At 69.5% G+C, this 23,257-nt stretch carries 23 protein-coding genes; 9 read left to right on the top strand and 14 right to left on the bottom strand.

Translation table 11 applies throughout. The annotated features are described in order from the left end of the window. Window positions 1-122 precede the first annotated feature (122 nt). Genes L2D00_12485 through L2D00_12470 form a run of 4 tightly spaced genes read right to left on the bottom strand, consistent with a single transcriptional unit; the run spans window position 123 to window position 4,535 of the window. On the bottom strand, window positions 123-1,202 hold the full coding sequence (locus L2D00_12485) for a DUF4340 domain-containing protein (GenBank protein WBQ12655.1): 1,080 nt from the start codon (window positions 1,200-1,202) through the stop codon (window positions 123-125). Beyond that, a complete protein-coding gene (locus L2D00_12480; protein WBQ12654.1) occupies window positions 1,199-3,046 on the bottom strand; it encodes a Gldg family protein in 1,848 nt (615 codons plus the stop codon). The genes L2D00_12485 and L2D00_12480 overlap by 4 nt, the downstream gene beginning before the upstream one ends. Beyond that, on the bottom strand, window positions 3,043-3,783 hold the full coding sequence (locus L2D00_12475; GenBank protein ID WBQ12653.1) for an ABC transporter permease: 741 nt from the start codon (window positions 3,781-3,783) through the stop codon (window positions 3,043-3,045). Before L2D00_12475 ends, L2D00_12480 begins: the two co-directional genes overlap by 4 nt. Beyond that, the gene (locus L2D00_12470; GenBank protein WBQ12652.1) at window positions 3,780-4,535 is read right to left on the bottom strand and encodes an ABC transporter ATP-binding protein; all 756 of its coding nucleotides are present in this window, start codon (window positions 4,533-4,535) and stop codon (window positions 3,780-3,782) included. The genes L2D00_12475 and L2D00_12470 overlap by 4 nt, the downstream gene beginning before the upstream one ends. Window positions 4,536-4,864: 329 nt before the next feature. On the opposite strand from L2D00_12470, the gene L2D00_12465 reads away from it, so the two are divergent. Then, entirely contained in the window at window positions 4,865-5,206 is a 342-nt protein-coding gene (locus L2D00_12465; GenBank protein WBQ12651.1) for a DUF2794 domain-containing protein, read from the top strand. Window positions 5,207-5,210: 4 nt separating this feature from the next. On the opposite strand, the gene L2D00_12460 is transcribed toward L2D00_12465, so the two are convergent. Then, entirely contained in the window at window positions 5,211-5,945 is a 735-nt protein-coding gene (locus L2D00_12460) for a Crp/Fnr family transcriptional regulator (protein ID WBQ12650.1), read from the bottom strand. Window positions 5,946-6,113: 168 nt separating this feature from the next. Between L2D00_12460 and L2D00_12455 the strand changes: the two genes are divergently transcribed. Further along, window positions 6,114-6,347: a hypothetical protein gene (locus L2D00_12455; protein WBQ12649.1), complete on the top strand. Its 234-nt coding sequence runs from the start codon at window positions 6,114-6,116 to the stop codon at window positions 6,345-6,347. Window positions 6,348-6,419: 72 nt separating this feature from the next. Here the strand turns inward: L2D00_12455 and L2D00_12450 are convergent, their stop codons facing one another. The 7 genes from L2D00_12450 to L2D00_12420 all read right to left on the bottom strand — a co-directional run bounded on the left by L2D00_12450 (window position 6,420) and on the right by L2D00_12420 (window position 10,357). Continuing rightward, the gene (locus L2D00_12450) at window positions 6,420-6,575 is read right to left on the bottom strand and encodes a DUF3309 domain-containing protein (protein WBQ12648.1); all 156 of its coding nucleotides are present in this window, start codon (window positions 6,573-6,575) and stop codon (window positions 6,420-6,422) included. A 116-nt stretch (window positions 6,576-6,691) separates the two neighbouring features. Continuing rightward, entirely contained in the window at window positions 6,692-6,865 is a 174-nt protein-coding gene (locus L2D00_12445) for a CsbD family protein (protein WBQ12647.1), read from the bottom strand. A gap of 180 nt (window positions 6,866-7,045) precedes the next feature. After that, complete coding sequence (locus tag L2D00_12440; protein WBQ12646.1) at window positions 7,046-7,432, bottom strand: hypothetical protein; 387 nt, start codon at window positions 7,430-7,432, stop codon at window positions 7,046-7,048. 6 nt (window positions 7,433-7,438) lie between these two features. Continuing rightward, window positions 7,439-7,711 (bottom strand): hypothetical protein, encoded by a 273-nt coding sequence (locus L2D00_12435; GenBank protein ID WBQ12645.1) that lies wholly within the window; start codon window positions 7,709-7,711, stop codon window positions 7,439-7,441. A 363-nt stretch (window positions 7,712-8,074) separates the two neighbouring features. After that, window positions 8,075-8,635: a hypothetical protein gene (locus tag L2D00_12430; protein WBQ12644.1), complete on the bottom strand. Its 561-nt coding sequence runs from the start codon at window positions 8,633-8,635 to the stop codon at window positions 8,075-8,077. A 135-nt stretch (window positions 8,636-8,770) separates the two neighbouring features. Then, window positions 8,771-9,091 (bottom strand): 2Fe-2S iron-sulfur cluster-binding protein, encoded by a 321-nt coding sequence (locus L2D00_12425; GenBank protein WBQ14513.1) that lies wholly within the window; start codon window positions 9,089-9,091, stop codon window positions 8,771-8,773. A 48-nt stretch (window positions 9,092-9,139) separates the two neighbouring features. After that, window positions 9,140-10,357 (bottom strand): FAD-dependent oxidoreductase, encoded by a 1,218-nt coding sequence (locus L2D00_12420; protein ID WBQ12643.1) that lies wholly within the window; start codon window positions 10,355-10,357, stop codon window positions 9,140-9,142. 135 nt (window positions 10,358-10,492) lie between these two features. On the opposite strand from L2D00_12420, the gene tsaE reads away from it, so the two are divergent. The 6 genes from tsaE to trxA all read left to right on the top strand — a co-directional run bounded on the left by tsaE (window position 10,493) and on the right by trxA (window position 19,877). Next, on the top strand, window positions 10,493-10,951 hold the full coding sequence (gene tsaE / locus L2D00_12415; GenBank protein WBQ12642.1) for a tRNA (adenosine(37)-N6)-threonylcarbamoyltransferase complex ATPase subunit type 1 TsaE: 459 nt from the start codon (window positions 10,493-10,495) through the stop codon (window positions 10,949-10,951). Then, window positions 10,935-12,035 carry a phosphotransferase gene (locus L2D00_12410; GenBank protein ID WBQ12641.1) on the top strand — a complete coding sequence of 367 codons (1,101 nt, stop codon included), beginning with the start codon at window positions 10,935-10,937 and terminating at the stop codon, window positions 12,033-12,035. The genes tsaE and L2D00_12410 overlap by 17 nt, the downstream gene beginning before the upstream one ends. Further along, a complete protein-coding gene (locus L2D00_12405; protein ID WBQ12640.1) occupies window positions 12,032-12,745 on the top strand; it encodes a nucleotidyltransferase family protein in 714 nt (237 codons plus the stop codon). Before L2D00_12410 ends, L2D00_12405 begins: the two co-directional genes overlap by 4 nt. Beyond that, entirely contained in the window at window positions 12,742-15,807 is a 3,066-nt protein-coding gene (addB, locus tag L2D00_12400; protein WBQ12639.1) for a double-strand break repair protein AddB, read from the top strand. Before L2D00_12405 ends, addB begins: the two co-directional genes overlap by 4 nt. Further along, window positions 15,804-19,469, top strand: coding sequence for a double-strand break repair helicase AddA (gene addA, locus L2D00_12395; protein WBQ12638.1), 3,666 nt, complete (start codon window positions 15,804-15,806; stop codon window positions 19,467-19,469). The genes addB and addA overlap by 4 nt, the downstream gene beginning before the upstream one ends. A gap of 87 nt (window positions 19,470-19,556) precedes the next feature. Next, window positions 19,557-19,877: a thioredoxin TrxA gene (trxA, locus tag L2D00_12390; protein WBQ12637.1), complete on the top strand. Its 321-nt coding sequence runs from the start codon at window positions 19,557-19,559 to the stop codon at window positions 19,875-19,877. Between the two features lie 15 nt (window positions 19,878-19,892). On the opposite strand, the gene L2D00_12385 is transcribed toward trxA, so the two are convergent. Further along, window positions 19,893-20,330 (bottom strand): acyl-CoA thioesterase, encoded by a 438-nt coding sequence (locus tag L2D00_12385; protein WBQ12636.1) that lies wholly within the window; start codon window positions 20,328-20,330, stop codon window positions 19,893-19,895. A 160-nt stretch (window positions 20,331-20,490) separates the two neighbouring features. Here L2D00_12385 and L2D00_12380 point away from each other — a divergent pair, with 160 nt between their 5' ends. After that, window positions 20,491-22,206 (top strand): carboxylesterase family protein, encoded by a 1,716-nt coding sequence (locus tag L2D00_12380; protein WBQ12635.1) that lies wholly within the window; start codon window positions 20,491-20,493, stop codon window positions 22,204-22,206. On the opposite strand, the gene L2D00_12375 is transcribed toward L2D00_12380, so the two are convergent. Beyond that, window positions 22,203-23,255, bottom strand: coding sequence for a hypothetical protein (locus tag L2D00_12375; GenBank protein ID WBQ14512.1), 1,053 nt, complete (start codon window positions 23,253-23,255; stop codon window positions 22,203-22,205). The two genes, L2D00_12380 and L2D00_12375, sit on opposite strands and share 4 nt — an antisense overlap. Window positions 23,256-23,257 lie beyond the last annotated feature (2 nt).

The raw sequence follows: 23,257 nt of genomic DNA, 5'->3' as shown, positions 1-23,257 counted from the left end.
CCCTGGCGCGACGCGTTCAAAACCGGGCTCGACGGGTTCTCAGCGGGTGTTTGGGGGTTCAACCCGGCGCGCCTGGCGTCATCGCGCTCATCCACCGGCAGGCCCAAGCTGACACGCCCCGTTCAATCAGCCGACGGCTCGGCCAGATCGGCGAGCGGCCGTGTCAGGCGCTCATACGCATCGGCACTGACCAGAAACGCCCAGCCTCTTGTGCGCTCGTTCAGCGCCGCGGCCCGCGCCTCGGCCTCGGGCGCCAGGGCGCGCACCTCGATGCGGGCCCAGCGTTCCTCGCCTTCGGCCAGGAAATCGAAGCGCCAGGCAAGGCCGTCAAAGCTGACGCCGGAGTGGCGCGCAGTGAAGGCACCGGTCAGGCTCTGATCCGGGCGCACATCGCGGAAGCGCAGCCGGGCACCGGCCGCCGCCACACCATTGGCCGCTCCGGCTGTGATCAGGCGCCAGCCGGGCGGCGCGGTCAGGGCATGGTGACGATCGGTGGGCGCTTCGCGGGCGAGCGCGTAGACCGGACCCCGGGCCGGACGGATGTCGGCGCGCGCCACATTGCCCGGATCAAGATCCCAGAAATCGAGGCCGAGCCAGCGTCCCGGATCGGCCAGTTCAGGCAGCGCGCCATCGGCGGCGAAGGCGCGTTGCGACCCGTCAGGGCGCACATACTGGCCGCTCTCGCCCCGGCTGGCGCCGGCGATGAGCGAGACCAGCACCCGGTCATTGGCGTCGAGCACGGTCAGGCGCACCCCCGCCCCGCCATCGGCCGGGTCATCCACGCCGAGCCGGGCGAACCGGTCCGGGTCGCGGGTCAGGGCGCGCGAGAAGGTCAAACCGCGCAGCGCCTCGTCCAGCTCGGCGATGCGCTCGGGCCGTACGGCGTATCCGCCGCGCGAGGGCATGGTCCAGCCCTCCGCCGTGCGCTGCAGGACGAACTGGTCATCTGCGCTCAGGATCTCGATCCGGTCGGCGCGCGGCGCTTCAGCCGCCCAGCCCGGTGCCACCGGTCCCGACACGCCGGGCGGCGCGCCGGTGGCGGCTTCACGCCACAGGGCCAGCGCAGCCAGCAGCACGAGGGCGGCGGCGGTCAGCGCCGCCGTCAGGGCCTGACGCCGGCGGCGCCGGGCGGGCGCGGTCAGGCGCGGCGTCCCGGGCGCTGGCATGCCGGGTTCCGGCGTTCCGGAGAGGGCTTGCGTCATGGCCGCCTCCAGCGCCGGTAGAGGCCGAACCCGGCCCCGGCGAGGATCACGCCACCGGCGGGAACCCACAGGGTCCAGATCATCAGGGCGCGCTCCAGGGCGTCGATCTCCACCCGGAAGCCGCGCTCGATCCCGCGCAGGCGGGTCCGGGCGTCGGCGATGGTGGCGCGCAGGGCGTCGGCCTCCACCGTCCCGGCGGTCTCCGCGCCGCCCAGCGCCGAGGCGCGGCCTGTGCGGCTGAGCTCGGCCAGGCGCGCCTCGGCATCCTGAAGGCTCACCTGCAACTGGTCTTCCAGGGTCAGATAGCGCGCTTCCGCCTCGCTGCGCAGACGGTCAACGCGCACCATGGGCCGGGCCGAGCTGGCCCGTGCGCGCAAGCCCACCAGCGCCGGATCGCCCGCCAGCCAGTCGGTGAGATTGAGCACGAGCGCCAGATTGTCGGCGACCACTTGCTGGCCCTGGACCGGGTCATTGCGCCGGAAAAAGGCCGGATCGAACAGGTCTGAGTCTGCCAGGATGACAATTTCGGCGTCCACGGCCGAGCGGTCGAGATGATCGCCGGGCGCGAACACGCCCTCGCCTGCCGGCGGGCCATCGGGGAAGGCGCTGGCGAAGCGGCCTGACACACGCGCGCCGAGCACCAGCGGCGCGTCGGCAGCGGTCTCGTAATCGCGCATCAGGTCTTCGGGCGAGGGCGAGGCGGCGGCACGGTCCACGTCCAGCCGGGCCGCGTCAGGCCCGGTGCGGATCAGCGCCGAGAAACGGCTTTCAAGGCCCGGCAGGGGCGACAGCGCGCCGGGCGAGCCCAGATTGATCCCCCGCGACAGCGCGGCGACAGCCGGCAGGTCGCGATCCAGACCCGCAGGCGGGACCGAGAACCAGAGCGGATAGGCGCGCATGCGCGTGCGTCCGGCCTCCTGGATCTGCACCGGCAGGCCGGCCTCGGCATCCATGGCCACGGTGTTGACGTCGTAGAGCACGCCCCAGTGGGACAACAGCCCGCCCAGATCAGACTCGCGCCGGGCACGCAGCGGCGGCAGCCCGTCCGGACCGGGCTTCAGCGCGTAGTGGGACAGCGGATCCACCGCCGCCAGCACCCGGCCGCGCGACAGCACGAACTGGTCCACCAGATAGGTCTGGGCATCGCTCAAAGGCTCGGGATGGATCAGGAAGAGCGCATCGGTCTCAGCCGGAATGGCGTCGAAATCCTCGTCCAGCCAGATGAGCTCATAGGTTTCGGCCAGATCCGTGAAAACCGGATTGGACGCCGTCCCGCCCCGTGCCGGGGCCAGCGGCAGGGAGGTGGCGATGGCGATGACCGGCGTGCGCGCGCGCTCCAGCTCGGTGATGGCGCGCACGATCTCGTACTCCAGCCGCGCCTCGTCACGCGGATCAAAGAAGGCAATGCGCCGGGCCTCATCAATGGCATTGCGCGCGGTGAGGCCGAAGAAAATCTGGCCGCCATCATCGGTGGGCAGGGGCGACAGGCCCGCCGCGATGGCCGCATCCTCCGCCGCCGAGAAGGGTGCGGGGTCGATCTCCTGCAGGATCAGGCGTCCGCCCGAGCGGGCGGCCAGCGTGCGCAGCAGCTCGCGGACCCGCGCGCCATAGGCGCSCACGGCCGGGTAGTGCGCTGCCTCGGCGCGCGAATAATAGAAGGTCAGGCTCACCGGCTCGTCGAGGCGGCCGATCATCGCCAGCGCACCCGGCGACAGGCGGTAGAGCTGGCTTTCGGTGAGGTCGAGGCGCACGCCTTCCAGCGTGGCGCGCAGGAACAGGTTGAGCCCGGCAAAGCCCAGGACCAGGCTGGCGATCATCACCGCGATGAACCGGCCCGCCCTCATCGTCCGCCCCCGCGGCGCGCGTCGATCAGGGTCATGGCGCAGGCCAGGCCCAGCGCGATCAGGCTGAGGAAATAGGCGATGTCGGGCAGGCTGATGACGCCGCGGCGCAGGGATTCAAAGCGCGACAGGGCCGACAGCTCGGCCAGCGCCTCGGCCGCCGCGCCCGGCAGCCAGGCCGACATCGCATCAAGCACCAGCGGCAGGCCGGCCAGCGTGATCAGGAGGCACGCCGCCGCACCCAGCACAAACGCGATCACCTGATTGGTGGTGGTGGCCGACAGCGCCTGGCCGATGGCGAGATAGCCGCCCGCCAGCAAAAGCGCGCCGAAATAGGCTGTGGCGGTGGCGGCGTTGTCGGGCGAGCCCAGCCAGTTGATGGCGATCCAGAGCGGGAAGGTCAGGGCCAGGGCCAGGCCCGCCACGGTCCAGGCGGCCAGGAACTTGCCCGCCGCCACCTCCCACAGGGCGATGGGGCTCGCCAGCAGGGTCTCCAGCGTGCCGCGGTCGCGCTCCTCCGCCCAGGCGCGCATGGCCAGCGCCGGCATCAGCACCAGCAAGAGCCAGGGCAGGTAATCGAACAGCGGCGACAGATCGGCGCGTCCGGTCTCGAACAGGCGTCCGGTCTGCCAGGTCAGGCTGGGCGCGGCGATGGCGAACACGGTCAGGAAGACCCAGGCCAGAGGCGTCTGGAAATAGGCCGCCAGCTCGCGGCGGTAGATGGCATTGAGGCCGGTCATGGTGCGCGCCTGCGGGGCCGGCTGGACATCACCTCGCCGCTCATGGCGGTGAGGTCGCGGAAGGCCGAGCGAATGTCCCCGCCGGGGCTTTGCGCGGCGAGGGCCGCCGGGGTGCCGTCGGCAAGAATGCGCCCGCCGGCGATGATGATGGCGCGCGTGCAGATCGCCTCCACCTCGTCCAGCAGATGGGTGGAGATGATGATGGCCTTGTCCGGCGCCATGGCGGTGATCAGCGCGCGCACACCGTCTTTCTGATTGGGATCAAGCCCGTCCGTGGGCTCGTCGAGGATCAGCACAGGCGGGTCATGGGCGATGGCGGCAGCCAGGGCCGCGCGGCGCCTATAGCCCTTGGACAGCGTCCCGATGGCCTTGTCGGCGGCTTCGCCCAGATTGGCGCGGTCGAGCGCGCGCTCGCACGCCGCGTCCAGATCCGCTCCGGAGAACCCGCGCGCCCTCAGACAGAAGCGGACAAAACTGCGGGCCGTCATGGCCGGGTAGGCCGGAGCCCCCTCGGGCAGATAACCGAGCCGGGTCTGGGCCTGACGGCGCTGCATGGCGCTGTCGAAACCGCCCACCAGCGCCCGCCCGCCATCGGGCTCCAGACAGCCGGCAATCATGCGCATGGTGGTGGATTTGCCCGCGCCATTGGGGCCGAGAAAGCCCAGCACCTCGCCTTGACGCACCTCGAAGCTGACATGGTCAACTGCCGCTTTGCCGGCAAAGGTTTTGACCAGGGAGTCGGCGAGGATCATCGGGCGTCCGCACGCTTTGCTGAAATACGCGGCGCACCAGCGATATCGCATGGCGCAGCCATACGCCACCGCTCCGGCGCCATTGGACCGGGTGAGGCGTCATGCTGGCACGCATGCCATAACAGGAGGTGAAGCACCGGCCAGTGCGAACCCTCCGGATCCGGGGGGCTGGGGGGGCTGTGAATCCAGACCCGGCGGTCTTGACCGCACTGACCGGCAAGACGGAAGGTGGGTGCGCCGTAGGGCTGCGCAAGGACCAAAACATGGCCGGATTGCGGCGCAGTATGAAATCTCTGTAAGCTTGTTGTGATGTCGCAATGGATGGTCTGATGACGCCACACACCCCGCCCGCTCCGCGCGACGACCGGATCATGTTCGAGCGCGCCGAGCTCGACCGCATTCTCTGGCTCTACGGAATGATGGTCGCGGGCGGGGAATGGCGCGATTACGCCATAGACGGGCTGAAAGACCGCGCCGAGTTTTCGGTGTTCCGCCACGCGGCCGATTTTCCGCTTTACCGCATCGTCAAGACGCCCGGTGATGCGCGCCGTCAGGGGGCCTGGAAGGTCATGGGCGGGGGCGGGGCGATACTGAAACGCGGCCATGAGCTGGAGGCGGTGCTGGCAGTGTTTGACCGGCAGCTGAAAAAGCTCGCCTGGCGCGCCGATTGACGCGTCAGCGCAGAAGCGGCCCGTCCTGGTCGAGATAGCCGGTGTCAAAACCCGCCAGCGCCACCAGGGCGTTGAAGTCGTGGAAGGTGACCTGCCCTTTCTGAAATGTGGCCAGACCCTGCTCGCGCAGCTGGCGCAGGACTCGGTTGACGTGGACCGCGGTCAGACCCAGCGCATCGGCCAGATGATATTGCGTCAGCGGGCAGACAAAGCCGGTCCGGTCGCCCACGCCCACCAGATGGAGGCGCGAAGCGAGCTCCAGAAGGAAGTGCGCCATGCGCATGTCGGCCGAACGCCGGCCCAGATTGACCAGATGCTCCACCACCATCGCTTCGTCGCGCGAGGCGGCCCAGAGCACGGCCGCGGCCAGACGCGGCGCATGGTTGAAGGCATCGAAAATGTCGGACGCGAGCACTTCGGATGCCTCGATCCGGGTGACGGCCTCAATGGTGTGATCGGAGGTACGAAACAGGATACTGCGCAGGCCGAGAAAATCGCCCGGGATCTGGAAGTCCACAATCTGGCGCTCGCCATCGGGCAGGATTTTGTAAGAGCAAGCCCAGCCATCCGACAGAATGAAGGCCGAGGCTTTGACCTGGCCCTCATGAACCATCTGGTGGCCGCTGAGAAACGTCCGGCGGCGCCGGTCAAAGCGCTCCAGCGTCGACAGATCGGTCTGGGACAAGGCGACGAAAGCTGACAGCTTTCGTGTCAGCGGGCTGATTTGAATCAACGGCATGCCTTTCCGCTTGGATCGGGCAGCCTTTGCCAGCCGATGCAGGTAGCCGGGAAAACAAGGCTCAAAGCTGCTCTGTATAAGCCAAGCATATCAGTTTGCGCCTATGGTCGGGGGAGTTTCCAGCCACCCGTTGCGGGGCCTTTTGTCCCTGTTTGAAAGCGAAGCGATATGAGCGCACCTCAAGATGTCCCCGGCACAGCCGCACTGGCGATCTGCGAATCGCTGCTGCTGGCATTGAACGATCGAAACATCCTGCCCGAGGCCGAGATCCTCGGCATTCTCAAGGATGCGGCGTCCGCCCATGAAGAGGCCCCTGCGGGCGACAAGGACGCGCTTCATGCCGCGGTCGCCGCGCTGATCAACAGCATTCTGGACGGCGGCAATTCGGTGCGGCACCCCTGAGGGCGCGGTCCGCCGGCCCCCGGGGCGTGCGGCCTGTCCGTGCGCCCCGGGGTGCGCCGGCCGATCAGGGCGTCACAAATAGCCCAAGAGAACCAGGATGATCAGGATGACGAGAATGACCCCGACCCCGCCGCTGGGCGCATAGCCCCAGGACCGGCTGTGGCCCCAGCGCGGCAGCGAGCCGATCAGGGCGAGGATCAGGATGATAATCAGAATGGTTCCAAGCATGAGGCTGTCCTTTATTAAAAATTTTCATGTGCTTAGACGGGGAACGGAGCGCGCCTGACGCCCGCCTTGCGGCGGTCGGTCAGGCCGCGCCCCGTCCGGGCGGCGGGCGTCAAGCGCTAGTCCTTGCGGGCCGCGTCCTTGGCCTTACCGACATTCTTCTGGACCGTGCCGGCGGCCTTGTCGGCCTTGCCTTCAAACTCCAGCTTCTTGTCGCCGGTGACCTTGCCGGCGGCTTCCTTGACATTGCCCTTGGCCTGCTTGGCAGTTCCTTTGGTGCGGTCGTCACCCATGATCGGTCTCCTTGTTCTGAGCGTCAGCGCCTGCGCGGCCAGGGATCTGTACCGGGCCCGGCGTGAACGGCTGGCAGCATCACCGGCGGGTGCCGGTATGACGCTAACGTGCATCAGCGGTTTTTCGTTCCCGCGCGGCCTTGCGCGGCGCAACCTGGTCTCGCCACGCCGGCAAAGCGGTCACGACCGGCGCGCCATCACCAGCGCCGCAATGCCGCCAGCCAGAGACAGAAGCGGTACCACGAGCCTGACCGCAGCACTGGCCATGGCCGCGTCCGCAACGGCCCGGCTCTCCGCCGCCGCAATCTGGGCGGCGCGGCGCCGGGCCTGACGGCGGGCATAGAGATGCACGGCCAGCGCCGCTGCCGCGAACAGGGCTGCAAAGGCCAAAGCGGCCAGCGGGAAGCCGATGACAGCGGCGAGCCACACAACGCCCGCCGCCGTCAGGAACGACGCCGCCACCACGCCGAGCAGCACCGTGACCGTGGTGGCAGCGGCCTGTTCCGCAGCCTTGCCGGCATGACCGGCGATCAGGTCGCGCAGCGGCGCGAGAAGCGGCAGCATCATGGCTGATCAGCCCTTGTGCAGGAGCAGGCCAACAATCAGGCCAAAGCCTGCTGCGACACCCACAGCCGCCAGGGGATTGTTGCGTACCGCCTTGGTCGCCCGTTTCGTGGCGTTCTTGCCGGACTTGCTGATCTTGCGGCCGGCGTCCTCGATGCTGTCGGATACGTCGTCGGTGACGGTCGCGGCCAGCTCGCTCAGATCGTTGCGCAGGGATTCAATCTGCGCCTTGAGATCGTCGTGATCTCCGGAGGCTTTGTTCGACGGTTGCATGGCATTCATGTGTGTCTCTCCAGACAGGGGGCGATGGCTCCGGATTGTGCCGGAGCTCACTTGGGCACGCCCCGTCCCTCGGGACGCGGGCGGACCGTTTGGTTCAGAGGGGATTCATGATCGGTGGGGTGCGCCGGCCCCCGGGCTCAGTGCAGCCCGAGAAAGCCCAGAACGACCCGGGCGAGCACGATGAAGCCGACAAGGTAAAAGAGCCGGGAAAAGGGCAGCGGTCTGGCAAGGTCGGTATTCCGGTTCATGGGCGCCCCGCTTGTCTGGCGTTCGCTCTGTTTCCCCGGCAATGTGACGATAGCCGCTCGCACGAGCGTCGAGCTAACCTGGATCAGGTTTGGCCGCGATTTCAGACGCGATGAGCTAGAACGGCCAGGTGTCCCCCAGCCCGCCCAGCGCGCCGCCCTGACGCGCGTATAGCCCCCGGTCGCACGTGGTGTAGGCGCGCTCCACCGTGACCAGTTCGCCGTCTTCGGACTGGCCGCTCATCACCGCGTAGACGCCGAAATCGGGGTGGTACCAGACCCGCGTCGCCCAGCCGGCGGGGTTGGCGCCCTCGATGAGATAGGCCTCGCGCGCGCGCCCGCAGAAGCGCCGCTCCACCTGCTCGACGATGCGGAACTCATACCCGCCCGCGCTCCAGCCCGCCTCCGGCGCGCCGCCGCGCAGCGGGAAGGCGAAGACAAAGGGCCATTCCTGACAATGATAGCCTTCCGCCTCGCAGGTGATCACCGGCTCGGCGCGGCCGAACTCGATGAACACGTTCTGGTCCGGCGCGATGTACAGGTCCGTCCAGGGATCGGTCAGGCTGACCAGGTGATGGACCGGGTAGCTCTCGTCACCCACGGTCACGGTGCGCGGCGCGGCACCCTCCGAACAGCCGGCCAGCACCAGGGCGGCCATGACGGCCCCGGCGCCGGACACACATCCTGTTCCTGCCCGTCCTGTCCCTGCCCGTCCTGTCCCTGCCATCGTGTGCGTCCCCTCGCTGGCGCCCGGGCGCAGCGCTGTGGACCGCCGCCTGCGCCCGCCCCCCGCGGACTCGCAAACGATAGAGCCTCAGCCCTGCTGCTCAGGCATGCGCACGATCAGGCCGTCGAGCGCATCGTGCACCTTAATCTGGCACGAAAGACGCGAATTGTCCCGCACATCGCCCGCAAAATCGAGCATGGACTCTTCCATGGACTCGCGCTGACCGGTGAGCGGCATCCAGGCCGGGTCGACATAAACGTGACACGTCGCGCAGGCGCACGCGCCGCCGCAATCGGCGTCAATGCCCGGCACCAGGTTGCGGATCGCGCCTTCCATCACGGTCAGGCCGGTCTCCACATCCACCACATGCTCTGCGCCGGAATGCTCGATATAGGTGATTTTCGCCATGAAGAATTCGGGTCCCATGCTTGGCCGTCAGTGTTTGCCGGGCGCTATTTAGGACAGGAAGGCGCGCATCGCCACTGTCACGTCCCGCAGTGCGTCCGGATCGGGCCGGACGCGCGCGGCGATCAGGCGCTGGGCGGCCATGAATTCCGGCGCGGCATTGACCGCCTCGCAGGCGATCAGCACGCCATCCTTCAGGTGAAACAGGGCGAACGCCCCCTCTTCAGGATCGCCCCGGCGCACCATCTGGTCCGCACCGTCAATGAGCCCGGCGATCTGCAGCTTGATGGCGTACTGGTCCGACCAGAACCAGGGCACGGGATCATAATTGACCGGCGCGCCGCAGATCGCCGCCGCTGCGGCGCGGCCCTGTTCGATGGCGTTCTGGACCGATTCCAGCCGGATCGAGCGGCCATAGAGGCCGGACTCAAAGCGCGCCACATCCCCGATGGCAAAGATATCGCGGTCGCTGGTGCGGGCATGCTTGTCCACCAGAATGCCGTCGGCGCAGGCGAGCCCGGCCTGTTCAGCCAGCGCCGTGCCCGGGACCAGCCCGGCGGCGATCAGCACCAGATCGGCCTCGATGCGCTCGCCATCGGCCAGACGCACGCCGTCGGCGTGCGCCGCGCCGGTGATGGCCGCCACGCCCGTGCTGACCTGAAGATCAACGCCATAGCCGCGATGCAGCGCGCCGAACCAGCCGCCCAAGAGCGGGCTCGCCGTGCGCGCCATGGGCCGGTCGGCCGCTTCCAGCACGCTGACCTCCAGCCCGCGCTTGCGCGCGCTGGCCGCCACTTCCAGCCCGATATAGCCCGCCCCGATGATCGCCAGACGCCGGGCGTCCGTCATGGCGTCTGACAGGGCATCGGCCTGGGCCAGGCTGCGCAGCACCTGCACGCCGGGCAGCTCCGCCCCGGGCAGGGCCAGACGCCGGGCTGCGCCGCCGGTGGCGAGAATGAGGTGGTCGTATGCGATGGCCTCGCCTTCGCCGGTGATGACGCATTTGCCGCCCCGGTCGATCCGCGTGACCGGCACGCCGGTGCGCAGATGGATGCCGGCCGCATCGAAATAGGCCTCCGGCTTCAGCCAGAGCCGCTGCGCGGGCAGCTCGCCCGACAGATAGCCCTTGGACAGAGGCGGGCGCTGGTAGGGCGGGGCCAATTCATCGCCGATCAGCGTGACCGGGCCCTCATAGCCGCGCTTGCGCAGCGCCTCGGCCGCCGACAGGCCGGCCTGCCCCGCCCCGATGATCACGGTTCCCGCTATCACGCCCGCGCCGCCTGTTCTGCCGTCATGAGGGCCGCAGGACGCCGCGCGGGAGCCGCGAAGTCAAGCCGGTGGCTCACGCCCGGCCCGGCCGCTGCGCCTTGCCCGCACGCCGCGCGCCGGGCTATCAGCGCCGTCATGCGTGAACACCGCCTCCATCTTGCCAGCCTCGCCGATGCCGCCCGCCTGGGCGCGCGCATCGCTGACGGCCTGCAGACCGGCGATGGCGTGCTGCTGGAGGGCGATCTGGGGGCGGGCAAGACCACGCTGGCGCGCGCCATCATCGCCGCGCTGACCGGCGAGACCGATGCGCCGAGCCCCACCTACACGCTGGTGCAGAGCTATGAGACGCAGGCCGGGTTCGGCCTGCTGCATGCGGATCTCTACCGGCTTCAGGACCTGGGCGAGCTCGACGAGCTGGGTCTGGACGAGGCGCTCGATCACGGCGCGGCGCTGATCGAATGGCCCGACCGGCTGGGCGGCTGGCGCCCGGCCGACCGGCTGGAGATACGCCTTGAAGAGACACATGATGGCGGGCGAGATGTGCGCCTTGCCGCCCATGGCAGCTGGGAGACGCGCCTTGACCGCCTCATCTGACCGCGCGCAGCGCCGGGCTGCACTGATCCGCGGCGCCGGCTGGGCGCACGCCCGCGAAACGCCGTTTCCCGGCGACGCCTCCACCCGCGCCTATGTGCGCCTGAGCGAGGGTGACCGCACCGCTGTGCTGATGGACGCCCCCGGCGCCGCCGAAGCCCCCGCCTGCCCGCCGGACGCCGATCCGCAGGCCCGCAGGGCGCTGGGCTATAACGCCCGCGCCCGGCTGGCGGGCAACAACACGGCCGCCTTTGCCGCCATCGCCGGGGCGCTGACGGCGCGCGGCTTCTCCGCCCCGCGCATCTATGCCGCCGACCCCGAGGCAGGCTATCTGCTGATCGAGGATCTGGGCGATGATCTGTATGCCCGCCTGATCCCGCAGCGCGCCCATGAGGGGCGGCTGTATGCGGCGGCGGTCGACACGCTGGCCGCGCTGTACCGCTGCACCCTCGAGGCCGAGCCCGGAGCCTTCGGGCGCAGCTGGCGCATCCAGGACTATGACGCCGAAGCCCTGCTGGCCGAGACCGAGCTGATGCTCGACTGGTATGCGCCCTTCCGGGGCGGCGATTTCGAGCCCGCCTTGCGCGATGACTGGGCCAGCGCCTGGCGGCGCGCCTTCGGTGTTCTGGACGCCCACGCGCCGGGACTGGTGCTGCGCGATTTCCACGCGGAGAATCTGATCTGGTTGCCCGAACGCTCCGGCGAGGCGCAGGTGGGGCTTCTGGATTTTCAGGACGCCCTGTTCGGCCATCCCGCCTATGATCTGATCTCGCTGATCGAAGACGCCCGCCGCGACGTGAAGCCGGAGCTGGCCCGCCCGCTCACCGACCGCTTCTTCGCCGCCGCCGGTCTGGCCGACCGCGCGGCGTTTGACGCCGCCGCCGCCGTGCTCGCCGCCCAGCGCAATGCCAAGATTCTCGGCATATTCGTGCGCCTGGCCAAGCGCGACGGCAAGGCGCGCTATCTCGACCTTCTGCCCCGCGTGGCACGCCATTTCGTGCGCGACATCGCCCATCCCGCCCTGGCTGACGTGCGCGCTCTGGTGCGCGACGCCGCGCCCGGCGTCTATGCGGAGGCGGACACGTGACGATCACCACCGCCATGGTCATGGCGGCGGGCGTCGGCTCGCGCATGCGTCCGCTGACCGATGACCGCTGCAAGGCGCTGGTGGCGGTGGACGGCAAGGCGCTGATCGACTGGACGCTGGACAAGCTGGCAGCGGCCGGCGTGATGCGGGCGGTGGTCAATGTCCATCACTTCGCCGACGCGCTGGAGGCGCATCTGTCAGGCCGGACGCGGCCGGAAATCCTGATTTCTGACGAGCGCAGCCAGCTGCTGGAAACCGGCGGCGGGCTGGCCAGGGCCGCGCCGCTGCTGGGTCGCGGCCCCATCTTCACCGCCAATATCGATGCGCTGTGGGTGGACGGGGCGCAGGCGGAGCTGTCGCGCCTCGCCACCGCCTTCGACCCGGACCGGATGGATTTCCTGCTGATGCTGGCGCGGCTCGACCACACGCTGGGCTTTGACGGGCCGGGTGATTTTTTCATCGGGGCGGACAGCCGCCTGACCCGGCGCGGCGAGCGGCCCGCTGCCCCCTTCGCCTATGCCGGGGTGCAGGTGATGAACCCGGCCATACTGGCGGGCCGGGCGATCGAGCCTTTCTCCACCAACCGGCTGTGGGATGAGGCGCTGGCCAAAGGCCGCGTGTTCGGCTGCGTCATGGACGCGTTCTGGATGCATGTGGGCGATCCCCATGCGCGTGACGCGGCGGAGAATCGGCTACGCTCGGGTTTATGAGCGCCACCGATCTGTTTTCCGGCCCTGCGCCGCGTGTCTTCACCCTGCCCGCAGGCGCGCCCTTCCTGAGCGTGCTGGCGCGGGGTCTGACCCGCGCCTTTCCCGATCCCGGCGCACTGGCGGGGGTGACCGTGCTGGCCCCCACGCGGCGGGCAGGCCGGGCTTTGGCGGAGGCCTTTGCCGGCCTGGACGGCGGACCCGGCGCGGCGCTGCTGCCCATGATCCGCCCCATCGGCGATGTGGACGCCGATGACCCCCCGTTCGAACCCGGTGAGCTGGCGCAGGCTGCGCCCGACGCAGTCTCTCCGGCCCGGCGCCAGTTCGAGCTCGCCCGCCTGGTCCTGCAGCGCGAAGCGGCGGCCGGCCGATCCATGAGCGCAGGCGGCGCGCTGGCGCTGGCTGGTGATCTGGCCCGGCTGGTGGATGATCTGGCCACGGCCGGCGTGCGCGATCTGTCCGCGCTGGACGGCGATATCCGCGCCGCCCTGCCCGCCCACCGGCAGGAAGCGGCGCTGTTCCTCGACATCATTCTGGAGGCCTGGCCTGCGCGCCTCGCCGAGCTGGGCCTTGTGGACCCGGCCGAACGGCGTTCGCGCCTTCTGAGCGCGCTGGCCGCACGCTGGCGCGAGACGCCGCCGCCCGGGCCGGTCATCGCGGCAGGCTCCACCGGCTCCATCCCGGCGGCGGCGGAATTGCTGGCCGTGGTGGCGCAGCTCGATCAGGGCTGCGTCGTGCTGCCGGGCCTGGACACAGCCATGGACGGCGCGGCGTGGGACGAGGTGGACGACACCCATCCCCAGCGCGCCATGAAGGCGCTGCTGGCCCGTCTGGAGCTCGATCATCGCGCCATACCCGTCTGGCCCGGTGCCGAGCCCGGCGTGCGGCAGGCAGCGCGGGCGCGGGTGATCGCCGAGGCGCTGCGCCCTGCACGCGCGACCGGCGACTGGCTCAATCAGGTGCGCGCCATCGAAGCCGGGCGCGGCGGCCAGGCCTTTGTCCAGGCGCTGGACGGCCTCAGCCTCATCGAGGCCCCCGCCCCCGCCGAGGAAGCACGCGCCATTGCGCTGGCCATGCGCGAAACACTGGAAACGCCCGGTCGGCGGGCCGTGCTGGTAACGCCGGACAGGGGGCTGGCGCGCCGGGTCATCGTGGAGATGGAGCGCTTTGGCGTGACGCTGGACGATTCGGCCGGCGCGCCCCTGTCCGACACGCCGCCGGGTGCGTTTTTGATGCGCATTCTGGAAGCCGCGCGCGATCCGGGATCGGCGCTGGGCTTCATCGCCCTGTCCGCCTCACCCCTGTTCGCCCTGGGCGAGGCGCGCGCCCAGCTGTCGCTGGACCTGATGGCGCTGGAGCGCTGGACCCTGCGCGGACGCCGGCCCGGCCATGACTGGGCGGCCCTGCGCCACGCAGTCGAGACCGCACGCCTGCCTGAACCGGTCGAGCCGCAGCGGGAACGCTGGCTGGCGCTGATCGACCGGACGATGACGGCCATGGCGCCGCTGGCCAGGCTGACAGGCGATCATCCGTGTGCAGACTGGGCCAGAGCGCTTGCCGAAGCGGGCGAGGCGCTGGCGGCGGATGAGACGCGTGCGGGCGCGGACCGGCTGTGGGCCGGGGATGCGGGCGAGGCGGCAGCAGGGCTGGTGCGCGCCTTCCTGCATGAGGCCGAGGCGCTGACCGCGCTGAGCCTGCATGATTTTGCCGGCGCCCTGCTGGAGGCGGCGCGCAGCCGCATGGTGCGCCAGCGTGCCGGCGGGCATCCGCGCCTGCAGGTGCTGGGTCCGCTGGAAGCGCGCCTGATCAGTGCCGACCGGGTGATCCTGGCGGGCCTCAATGAAGGCGTCTGGCCGGCACCGGCCAAGGCCGATCCGTTCATGAGCCTGGGCATGCGCGCCCGCGCCGGCCTCGCCGCGCCTGAACAGCGGTTTGGCCTGGCCGCCCATGATTTCGCCCAGCTCGCCTGCCTGCCCGAGGTGATCCTGACCCGCTCCACCCGCGTGGATGGCGCGCCCACCGTGGCCTCGCGCTGGCTGTGGCGGCTGCAGACCCTGGCGCGCGGCGCGCTGGGCGGGGCGGCGGAGGCGGCGCTGGCCCCGGCAACGGATTTTCTGGCGCTGGCGCGCCAGCTGGATGAGCCGGGCACGCGCACCGGCGTCAATCCGCCAGAGCCGCGCCCGCCGGTTGCGGTGCGCCCGCGCACGCTGCCGGTCACGGCGATCTCCACCTGGGTGCGCGATCCGTATGCGATCTACGCCCAGTATGTTCTGGGGCTGAAAGAACTGGACGCGCCCGACCAGGCGCCCGGCCCGGCCGAGCGGGGCAATGCCTATCACACCGCTTTCGAGGTCTGGGTCAAAAGCCTGGGGCGCGCGGATGATCTGCCGCGCGACGCCTGGGACCGGCTGATGGCGGCGGGGCGCGAGGCGCTGCTGCAAGCGGGCATGCCCGAGGCCATGCTGGGGCTGGAGCTGGCGCGGTTTGAGCGGGCGGCCTATTTCATGATGGACTGGGAGGGTGAGCGGCGCCGGGCCGGCTTCCTGCCCGAGATTCTGGAGTGGCGCGGCGCGCTGACCCTGAATGACGCCCCGGGCGGGCCCTTTACCCTGACGGCCCGCGCCGACCGGATTGATCTGCGCCCGGACGGGGCGCTGGACATTATCGATTACAAGACCGGCTCGGCCCCGAGCGCCAAAGAGGCCAAAGCCTTCTTCGCGCCCCAGCTGGCGCTCACCGCCCTCATTGCCGCACAGGGCGGATTTGAAGACTGCCCGCGTCATGAGCCGGGCGATCTGATCTATCTGAAAGCCGGGGGCGGCAAGGTGGCTGGCGACGAGGCCTCCATCGTTGAATATCCGGGCACGGATGAAGCGTCCGACCTGATGCGCGATGCGCGCGAGGATCTGATCGACTGGATCACGCGGTTTGACGATCCCGAGACCGGCTATCCCAGCCAGCCGCGGCGCAAATGGGTCAATACCTACGGCGCCTATGATCATCTGGCCCGCCGCAAGGAATGGGCGAGTGCGCCCGGCGAAGGCGGCGAGGGGGGCGGATCATGAGCACAGATGTGACATCGCCGGGCTTTGATCCGATTGTCGTCGACGCGGCCAGCCAGGCCCAGCGCGACGCCGCCGATCCGGCGCGCAGCGTGTTCGTGGAGGCCAATGCCGGATCGGGCAAGACGCGCGTCCTGGTAGACCGGGTGGCGCGCCTGCTGCTGGGCGGCGCCGCGCCCGAACGCATACTGTGTGTGACCTTCACCAAGGCCGCCGCGGGCGAGATGCAGACGCGCCTGTTCCGCAAGCTGGGCGACTGGTCGGTCATGCCGGATGCGCAATTGCGTGCCGACATGGCCGCGCTGTCGGGCGGAGAGGAGGCGGCCCATGATCTGGCCGCCGCGCGTCAGCTGTTCGCCCGCGCGCTGGAGACGCCGGGCGGTCTGAAAATCCAGACCCTGCATGCGTTCTGCGAAAGCCTCTTGCGGCGCTTCCCGCTGGAGGCCGGCCTGCCGCCGGGCTTTGAGGTTCAGGACGATGCGGTGAAGGGCGTCATCACCGACGAGGCGCTGCAAGCGGTCTGGGGTGAAGCGGCGCACGCGCCCGACGGCGCGCTGGCACACGCCATTGCCCAGGCGCTGGACGCCGGAGCCGATGCGCCGGGCGATATCGCCGCCTTTGCGCTGGCCCGCCGGCATGAGCTGCGCGCCTGTCTGGACGCGGCCGGTTCGCTGGACGCGCTGATGAACCGGGCGAGCGCAGCGCTGAAAGTCGCGCCGGATGCGCACGAAGCCTCCGCGCTGGAAGAGGCCTGGGACGACACGCCCGTCGATGATCTGGAAGCAGCGCTGTCCGCGTTCCAGGCCGGGACCTCGAAGACTGAAAACAAGAGCGCCGCAGCGCTCGCCGGCGTGCTGGAATCCGCCACGGTGTCGGGCGAAGACGCGATCTCGGACTATCTCGACTTCGTGCTGACCAAAAGCGGCACGTTCAAGAAACCCGGCAGCTTCTACGGCAAGGCGCTGGGCGAGCGTTACCGCATCCTGGCCACGCTCTATGGCGATGACGGCAATGAAATGCACCGCATCATGGACGAGGTGCTGCCCGCCATCGCCGCAGCGCGCGCCAACGCCGCCACGCGCGCCGCGCTGAAGATCGGTTTTGCGGCCATCGAGGCCTATGAGGCGCGCCTCAAACGCCTGCGCCGGGTCGATTTCGCCGATCTGGTGGTGCGCGCCCGCGCGCTCCTGACCGATGCGGAGCTGAGCGCCTGGGTGCTCTACAAGCTCGATGAGGGGCTGGATCATGTGCTGGTCGACGAGGCCCAGGACACCGCGCCCGACCAGTGGGCTGTCATCAATGCGCTGACGGAGGAATTTTTCTCCGGGTCCGGCGCCCGCGCCGACGGCCCGCTGCGCACCGTGTTCTGCGTGGGCGACGAGAAACAATCCATCTACTCCTTCCAGAAGGCTGATCCGCGCCAGTTCCTGGCCCAGCGCGCAAGGCTTGAAGCCGAAACCCGGGGCGCAGGCCTCGCTTTCGCCAGCCCGGCGCTGGATGCGTCTTTCCGCTCCGCGCCGGAAATCCTGCGGGCGGTGGATGACGCCTTCATGGCCGAGAAGGCCGCGCTGGAGGCGGCGGAGCCGGATGACGCAGGGGCGGTGCTGGAACGCAAATTCCTGATGTCGGATCCCGAGACCGAAACGCCCCGCGACCCTCTGCCCTTCCATCGCTATCCGCCCCACCGCGCGGCGCGTCAGGGCATGCCCGGCTGCGTCGAGATCTGGCCCGCCATTCCGCGCCCCGAAGGTCTGGAAGCCGACACGCTGGAGATCGAGCCGGTGGATGCGCGCGAGGAGCGCTCCGAGCGCAACCAGCTGGCCCAGGCGGTGGCGGACGAAATCGCTGCCATTATCGCCCGCGGCGATGGCGTGTGGGAGGAAGGCAAACCCTGGCACCTGCGCCCTGCCCGCGCGGGCGACATCCTGGTTCTGGTGCGCCGGCGCAGCGGCGGTCTGTTCGAGGAGATCATCCGCAGGCTGAAGCTCAATGGCGTGCCGGTGGCCGGCGCTGACCGCATGACCCTGCCGGACCAGCTCGTGGTGGAGGATTTGCTGTCGCTGGGCCGGTTCGCCCTGTTGCCCGAAGACGATCTGGCGCTGGCCGAAGTGCTCAAAAGCCCGGTCTTCCATCCGGTCTCCAGCCCGCTGCCACCCATTGATGACGACGCCCTGTTCGATCTCAGCCAGCGGCCCGGACGGCGGTTGTGGGACAAGCTGCGCCATAGCGATGATCCGCGCTTTGCCGAGGCCCGCATGGCGCTGGACGCCGTCCGCGGACGGGTCGAGACCGACGCGCCCTACGCCTTGTTTGCCGGCTTCCTGACCGGCGCGTCGGCAACCGGCGAGAGCCGCCTGTCGCGCCTCTATGCCCGGCTGGGCGAGGAGGCGCGCGATCCGGTGGAGGAATTTCTGAGCCGGGCTTTGGCCCATGAGCGCGAGGGCGCGCCGTCGCTGGCGCGCTTCATCACGGCACTGGCGGCGGACGATGGCCAGATCAAGCGCGAGATGGAGGCCGGGCGCGGCGAGGTGCGGGTCATGACCGTACACGGCGCCAAGGGTCTGGAAGCGCCCATCGTCTTCCTGCCCGACACCACCCAGATGCCGAAGAACAAGTCCGGCGGGCTCTATGCTCACCCGGACGCCGGGTTGATCTGGGCGCCGGATTCCTCTGTGCCGCCCCGTCTGGTGGCGTCGATGAAGGAACGCGCCGAGCTGGATCAGGACGGCGAGTATATCCGGCTGCTTTACGTCGCCCTGACGCGGGCGCGCGACCGGCTGGTCGTGTGCGGGCACCGCCATGGCCACGGCACCGGCGATGTCAGCGCCGGCAGCTGGTATGACCGGTGCGCGCGGACCTGGAGAGGGCCGGACTGGCGGCCTTTCAGGACGCCGGTCAATGCGATGGCCGACCGCCATGGCTGGCTGTCCGAGCCCGGCCTGCGCCTGGGACCCGATCCGCAGCAGCTGGGCAAGGCGCAAGAGGCCGCCGCGCACGAGGCCCTGCCCGCCTGGGCGCGCGCGCCTGTCCCCGCGGAGCCGGCGGCACCGCGCGCCGCGGCACCTTCACGCCTGCTGGAAGACGAGGCGGGCGGGTTTGCGCCGGTGTCGCTATCCCCGCTGGCCGAGGGTGGCGAGGCGCGCTTCCGGCGCGGGGCGCTGATCCACAAGCTGTTGCAGACCCTGCCCGATCTGCCGCGCGAGCGCCGCGCCGCCTCCGCCGCCCGCTATCTGGCCGCGCAGGCCGACCTCACCGACGCGCAGCGCACGGAGATCGCGGCGGAAACCTTCAAGGTGCTCGACGATCCGGCGTTTGCGCCGCTGTTTGGCCCGGGCTCGCGCGCCGAAGTGTCGGTGTCCGGCCGGGCGCCGGGACTGCCGGAGGATGTGGTGATCAACGGCCAGATCGACCGGCTGGTGGTGACCGGTCACGCAATCCTGATCGTGGACTACAAGACCAACCGCCCGCCGCCGCACGACGTGGCGGATGTGCCGCTCACCTATCTGGCCCAGATGGCGGCGTACCGCGCACTCCTGCAGGGCCTGCATGCCGGCAGGCCAGTGCGTTGCGCCCTGCTCTGGACCGATGGTCCGCGCCTGATGGAGCTGCCTGAGACGCTTCTGGACGACACGCTGGCGCGGATCGGCAAAGCCCGGCGCGCTTGACCCGAAGCCCGCGCCTTCCTAGATGCGGACCACTCAAAGGGCCGCCCGACCCCGGACCGGCCCCGGATATGACAAGGAGCGATTTCGATGGCGACCAAGACGGTGACCGACGATTCCTTTGATGCCGACGTGCTCAAGGCTGACGGCCCGGTGCTGGTGGATTTCTGGGCCGAATGGTGCGGGCCCTGCCGCCAAATCGCCCCGGCACTGGAAGATATTTCCAACGACATGGCCGGCAAGCTGACCGTGGCCAAGGTCAATATCGACGAAAATCCGATGGCACCCAGCAAGTATGGCGTGCGCGGCATCCCCACCATGATCCTGTTCAAGAACGGCGAGATCGCCGCCACCAAGGTCGGTGCCCTGCCCAAAAGCAAGCTGGTCGAGTGGGTGCAAGGCGAAATTTGACGGCGGTGTCCGCCCTCAGCTGCCTTTGAGTCTCAGCCCCTCCAGCGCCGCGCGCTGGGCGGGCGGGATCTCCACCGCGCCATTGTCATCGGTGACCACCAGCACGGTTTCACACGTGCCCACGCAGGCCCCGTTCTGGAACAGGGCCAGCGCAATGGTGTAGCTTGACCGGCCGATATGGCCCACCCCGGCTGCCACCTCGATATCGCCGGGGTAATGCGCCTCGGCCAGATACGCGATGTGCACGTCGGCGATCAGCATGCGCAGCCCGCTCTCATGGCGCATTTCCTGGGGGAAAGCCGCACGGTTGAGCTGGGCGCGGCCCTCTTCATAGAACGATCCCAGCGCCACATTGTTAAGATGGCCCAGCGTGTCGAGATCGCGAAAGCGCGAAGGCACGATGACCGAGACCGGGTAGGTCTCGCGCGTCAGGCGGAAGGCATCAGGTCTCATCTTTGACAGGTCCGGCTCGTTGCGGTGCACAAGCCACGCCTTATGCCGTCCGCGCGCCGCGCGGGAAAGCCCGGCTTGCCGTGCGCGTCATGTGCGCCATACTCACGCGTCGCGGTCTCGCGCCATTCTGAGGGCCGGGCCGGAGGGGGAGGCCAAGATCATGATCCGCACCATCACCGCCATGCTCGCACTGGGCGCGCTTGTGTCCGGCTGTGCCGGAGGCCCTGAGACGCCCGTGGCGGATGCGGCGACGCAGCGCACCATCGCGCAAGGCCAGATTATCGGCTTCAGCCGCGACGGTGCGATTGACGGTGCCAGCGCCCATATCTGGCAGGGCGTGCCCTTCGCAGCGGCACCGCAGGGCGATCTGCGCTGGCGCGCCCCGCGTCCGGCACAGGCGTGGGAGGGTGTGCGCGAGGCGCTGGCCCATCCCGATCCCTGCCCCCAGGTGGCCAATGCCCTGTCGGCGGCGGCCAGCGGAGCCAGCCCGGGCGATCTGATCGGATCGGAAGACTGCCTTCAGATGGACATTTACGCGCCCGCCAGTGCCGGTCCGGACAATGCGGCCCTGCCCGTGATGGTATGGATCCACGGCGGCTCCAACGTCTGGGGCCATGCCAGCCAGTATGACGGCGCGGCGTTGGCGGCGGCTGAAAATGTGGTGGTGGCCGTGGTCCAGTACCGGCTGGGCCCGCTGGGCTTTTTCGCCCACCCGCTGATCGAGGCAGATGCCCGGACGCCCGAGGACGCGGCGGCCAATTTCGCCCTGCTGGACCTGATCGCGGCGCTGGACTGGGTGCAGGACAATATCGCCCAGTTTGGCGGCGATGCCTCACGCGTGACGATTTTCGGCGAAAGCGCAGGCGGGCATAATGTGGCGGGCCTTCTGGCCTCGCCGCTGGCCTCGGGCCTGTTTCACCGGGCGATCATCCAGTCAGGCAGTTTCACCTCGATCAGCCTGGACGAGGCGCAATCGGCCGCGGAGAATAATGCCGTCGACGCCGCGGCCCGCTTCGCCGGGGCCGGCGCGGACGCGGATACGGTGCGCGGCGCGAACCTGGCGGACATATACCTTGCCTATGGCGGCGGCGGGCCGCTGGGCGACCTGCCACGCATGATCGCGGACGGGGTGAGCCTGCCGCGCGACGGGCTGATCGGCGCGTTCGCGCGCGCTGAGGGGTTCAATGCCGTGCCGCTGATCACCGGCACCAATCGCGACGAAACCAAGCTGTTCAACGCCTTTGTCGAGACCCTCACCCGCCGGCGGCTGGGTGTATTGTTCAGCCCGCGCGAGCCGGATTTCTATGATGCGCTGTCAGACTATCAGGGCCGCATGTGGCGCGTGCGCGCAGTGGATGAGCCGGCGGCGACCATGCGCACAGGCGGACATGATGCCATCTGGGCCTACCGGTTTGACTGGGATGAGGGCGGGTCATTCCTGACCATGGATTTGTCGCGCGTACTCGGCGCCGCCCACGCCATGGAAATCCCGTTCATCTTCAATAATTTCGACTTCTTCGGCCAGATTGACTCCATCCTGTTCAACCGGCGCAATCGCGAGGGCCGCGAGGCGTTGGCGCAGTCCATGGGGGCGTATTGGGCCGCGTTTGCGCGCGATGGCGCACCGGGCGATGCGGGCGGGCCAGCCTGGCCGGTCTTTGAGGCCGATGGTCCGCTGATGCGCTTTGATACGCCGCAAGATGGCGGGCCGGCGCTGATGACGGGTGCCGACACGCGCGCGGCCATTATCGCCGATCTGGGGCAGGACCCGCGCCTCGACGCCGAACAGCGCTGCCAGATCGCCCGCGCCCTGGGATTCTGGGGCGAGGAGGCGGGCGCGGAGATTCTCGGCGGTCTGGGGTGTGAGGCGGGCTAGACCTCGGCCGTCTCCACCCCGTCGGCCGCCTCGCGCGACAGATCGTGGGCGGCCAGGGCGGCGAGGGTCAGGATGTCCGACACGCCCGCGCCCAGACGCGCGATCTGAACCGGCTTTTCCATGCCCAGCAGCATGGGCCCCAGCACCGTGGCTCCACCCGCCGCGCCCATCAGCTTGGTGGCAATGGAGGCTGAATGGATGGCCGGCATGATCAGGATATTGGCCGGGCCGGACAGGCGCGAGAACGGGTAAAGCCGGCGGTGGTCGGGATCCAGCGCCACATCGGCGTTGAGCTCGCCCTCGTACTCGAAATCAATATCGCGCTGGCCCATCAGACGCACCGCCTCGATCACCTTCTCGGCCCGGTCGCCCGCCGGATTGCCGAAGGTGGAGTAGGACAGGAAGGCGACCCGCGGCGTCACGCCGAAGCGGCGCGCGGCGGCCGCGCTCTCCACTGCCATGTCGGCAAGCGCCTCGGGCGAGGGGAACTCGGTGACGCTGGTGTCGGCAATGAACAGCGTGCGCCCGCGCGACAGGAGCACGCTCATCCCCATCACCCGCTCGCCCGGCGCGGCGTCGAGAGCCAGGCGGACATCATCCAGCGCCTGGGCGTAGTTGCGCGTGGCACCCGTGACCATGCCGTCCGCCTGGCCCCGCGCCACCATGCAGGCGGAAAACACGTTACGGTCATTGTTCACAAGACGCGTCACGTCACGGCGCAGATAACCCCGGCGCTGCAGTCGCGCGAACAGCCAGTCGGCATAGTCGGCATTATGGTCGGACAGGCGCGCATTGATGATCTCGATGGCGTCGGACGGCACGCCCAGCAGGCGCATATTGGCGTGAACCAGCTCCTCGCGCCCGATCAGGATGGCCCGGCCCAGATCCTGGTTCTGGAAGGCGAAGGCGGCACGGATGACCGCCGGCTCCTCGCCTTCGGCGAACACGATGGTCTTGCGCGGGCGTGAGCGGATTTCGTCCTGGATGCCTTGCAGGATCGCAGCCGTGGGATCGAGCCGGCGCGCCAGCGAGGCCTTGTAGCTGACCATGT

The organism is Hyphomonadaceae bacterium BL14 (genome assembly GCA_027627705.1).
Lineage (GTDB): Bacteria > Pseudomonadota > Alphaproteobacteria > Caulobacterales > Maricaulaceae > Oceanicaulis.
This window is presented reverse-complemented; position numbering and strand designations above follow the sequence as displayed.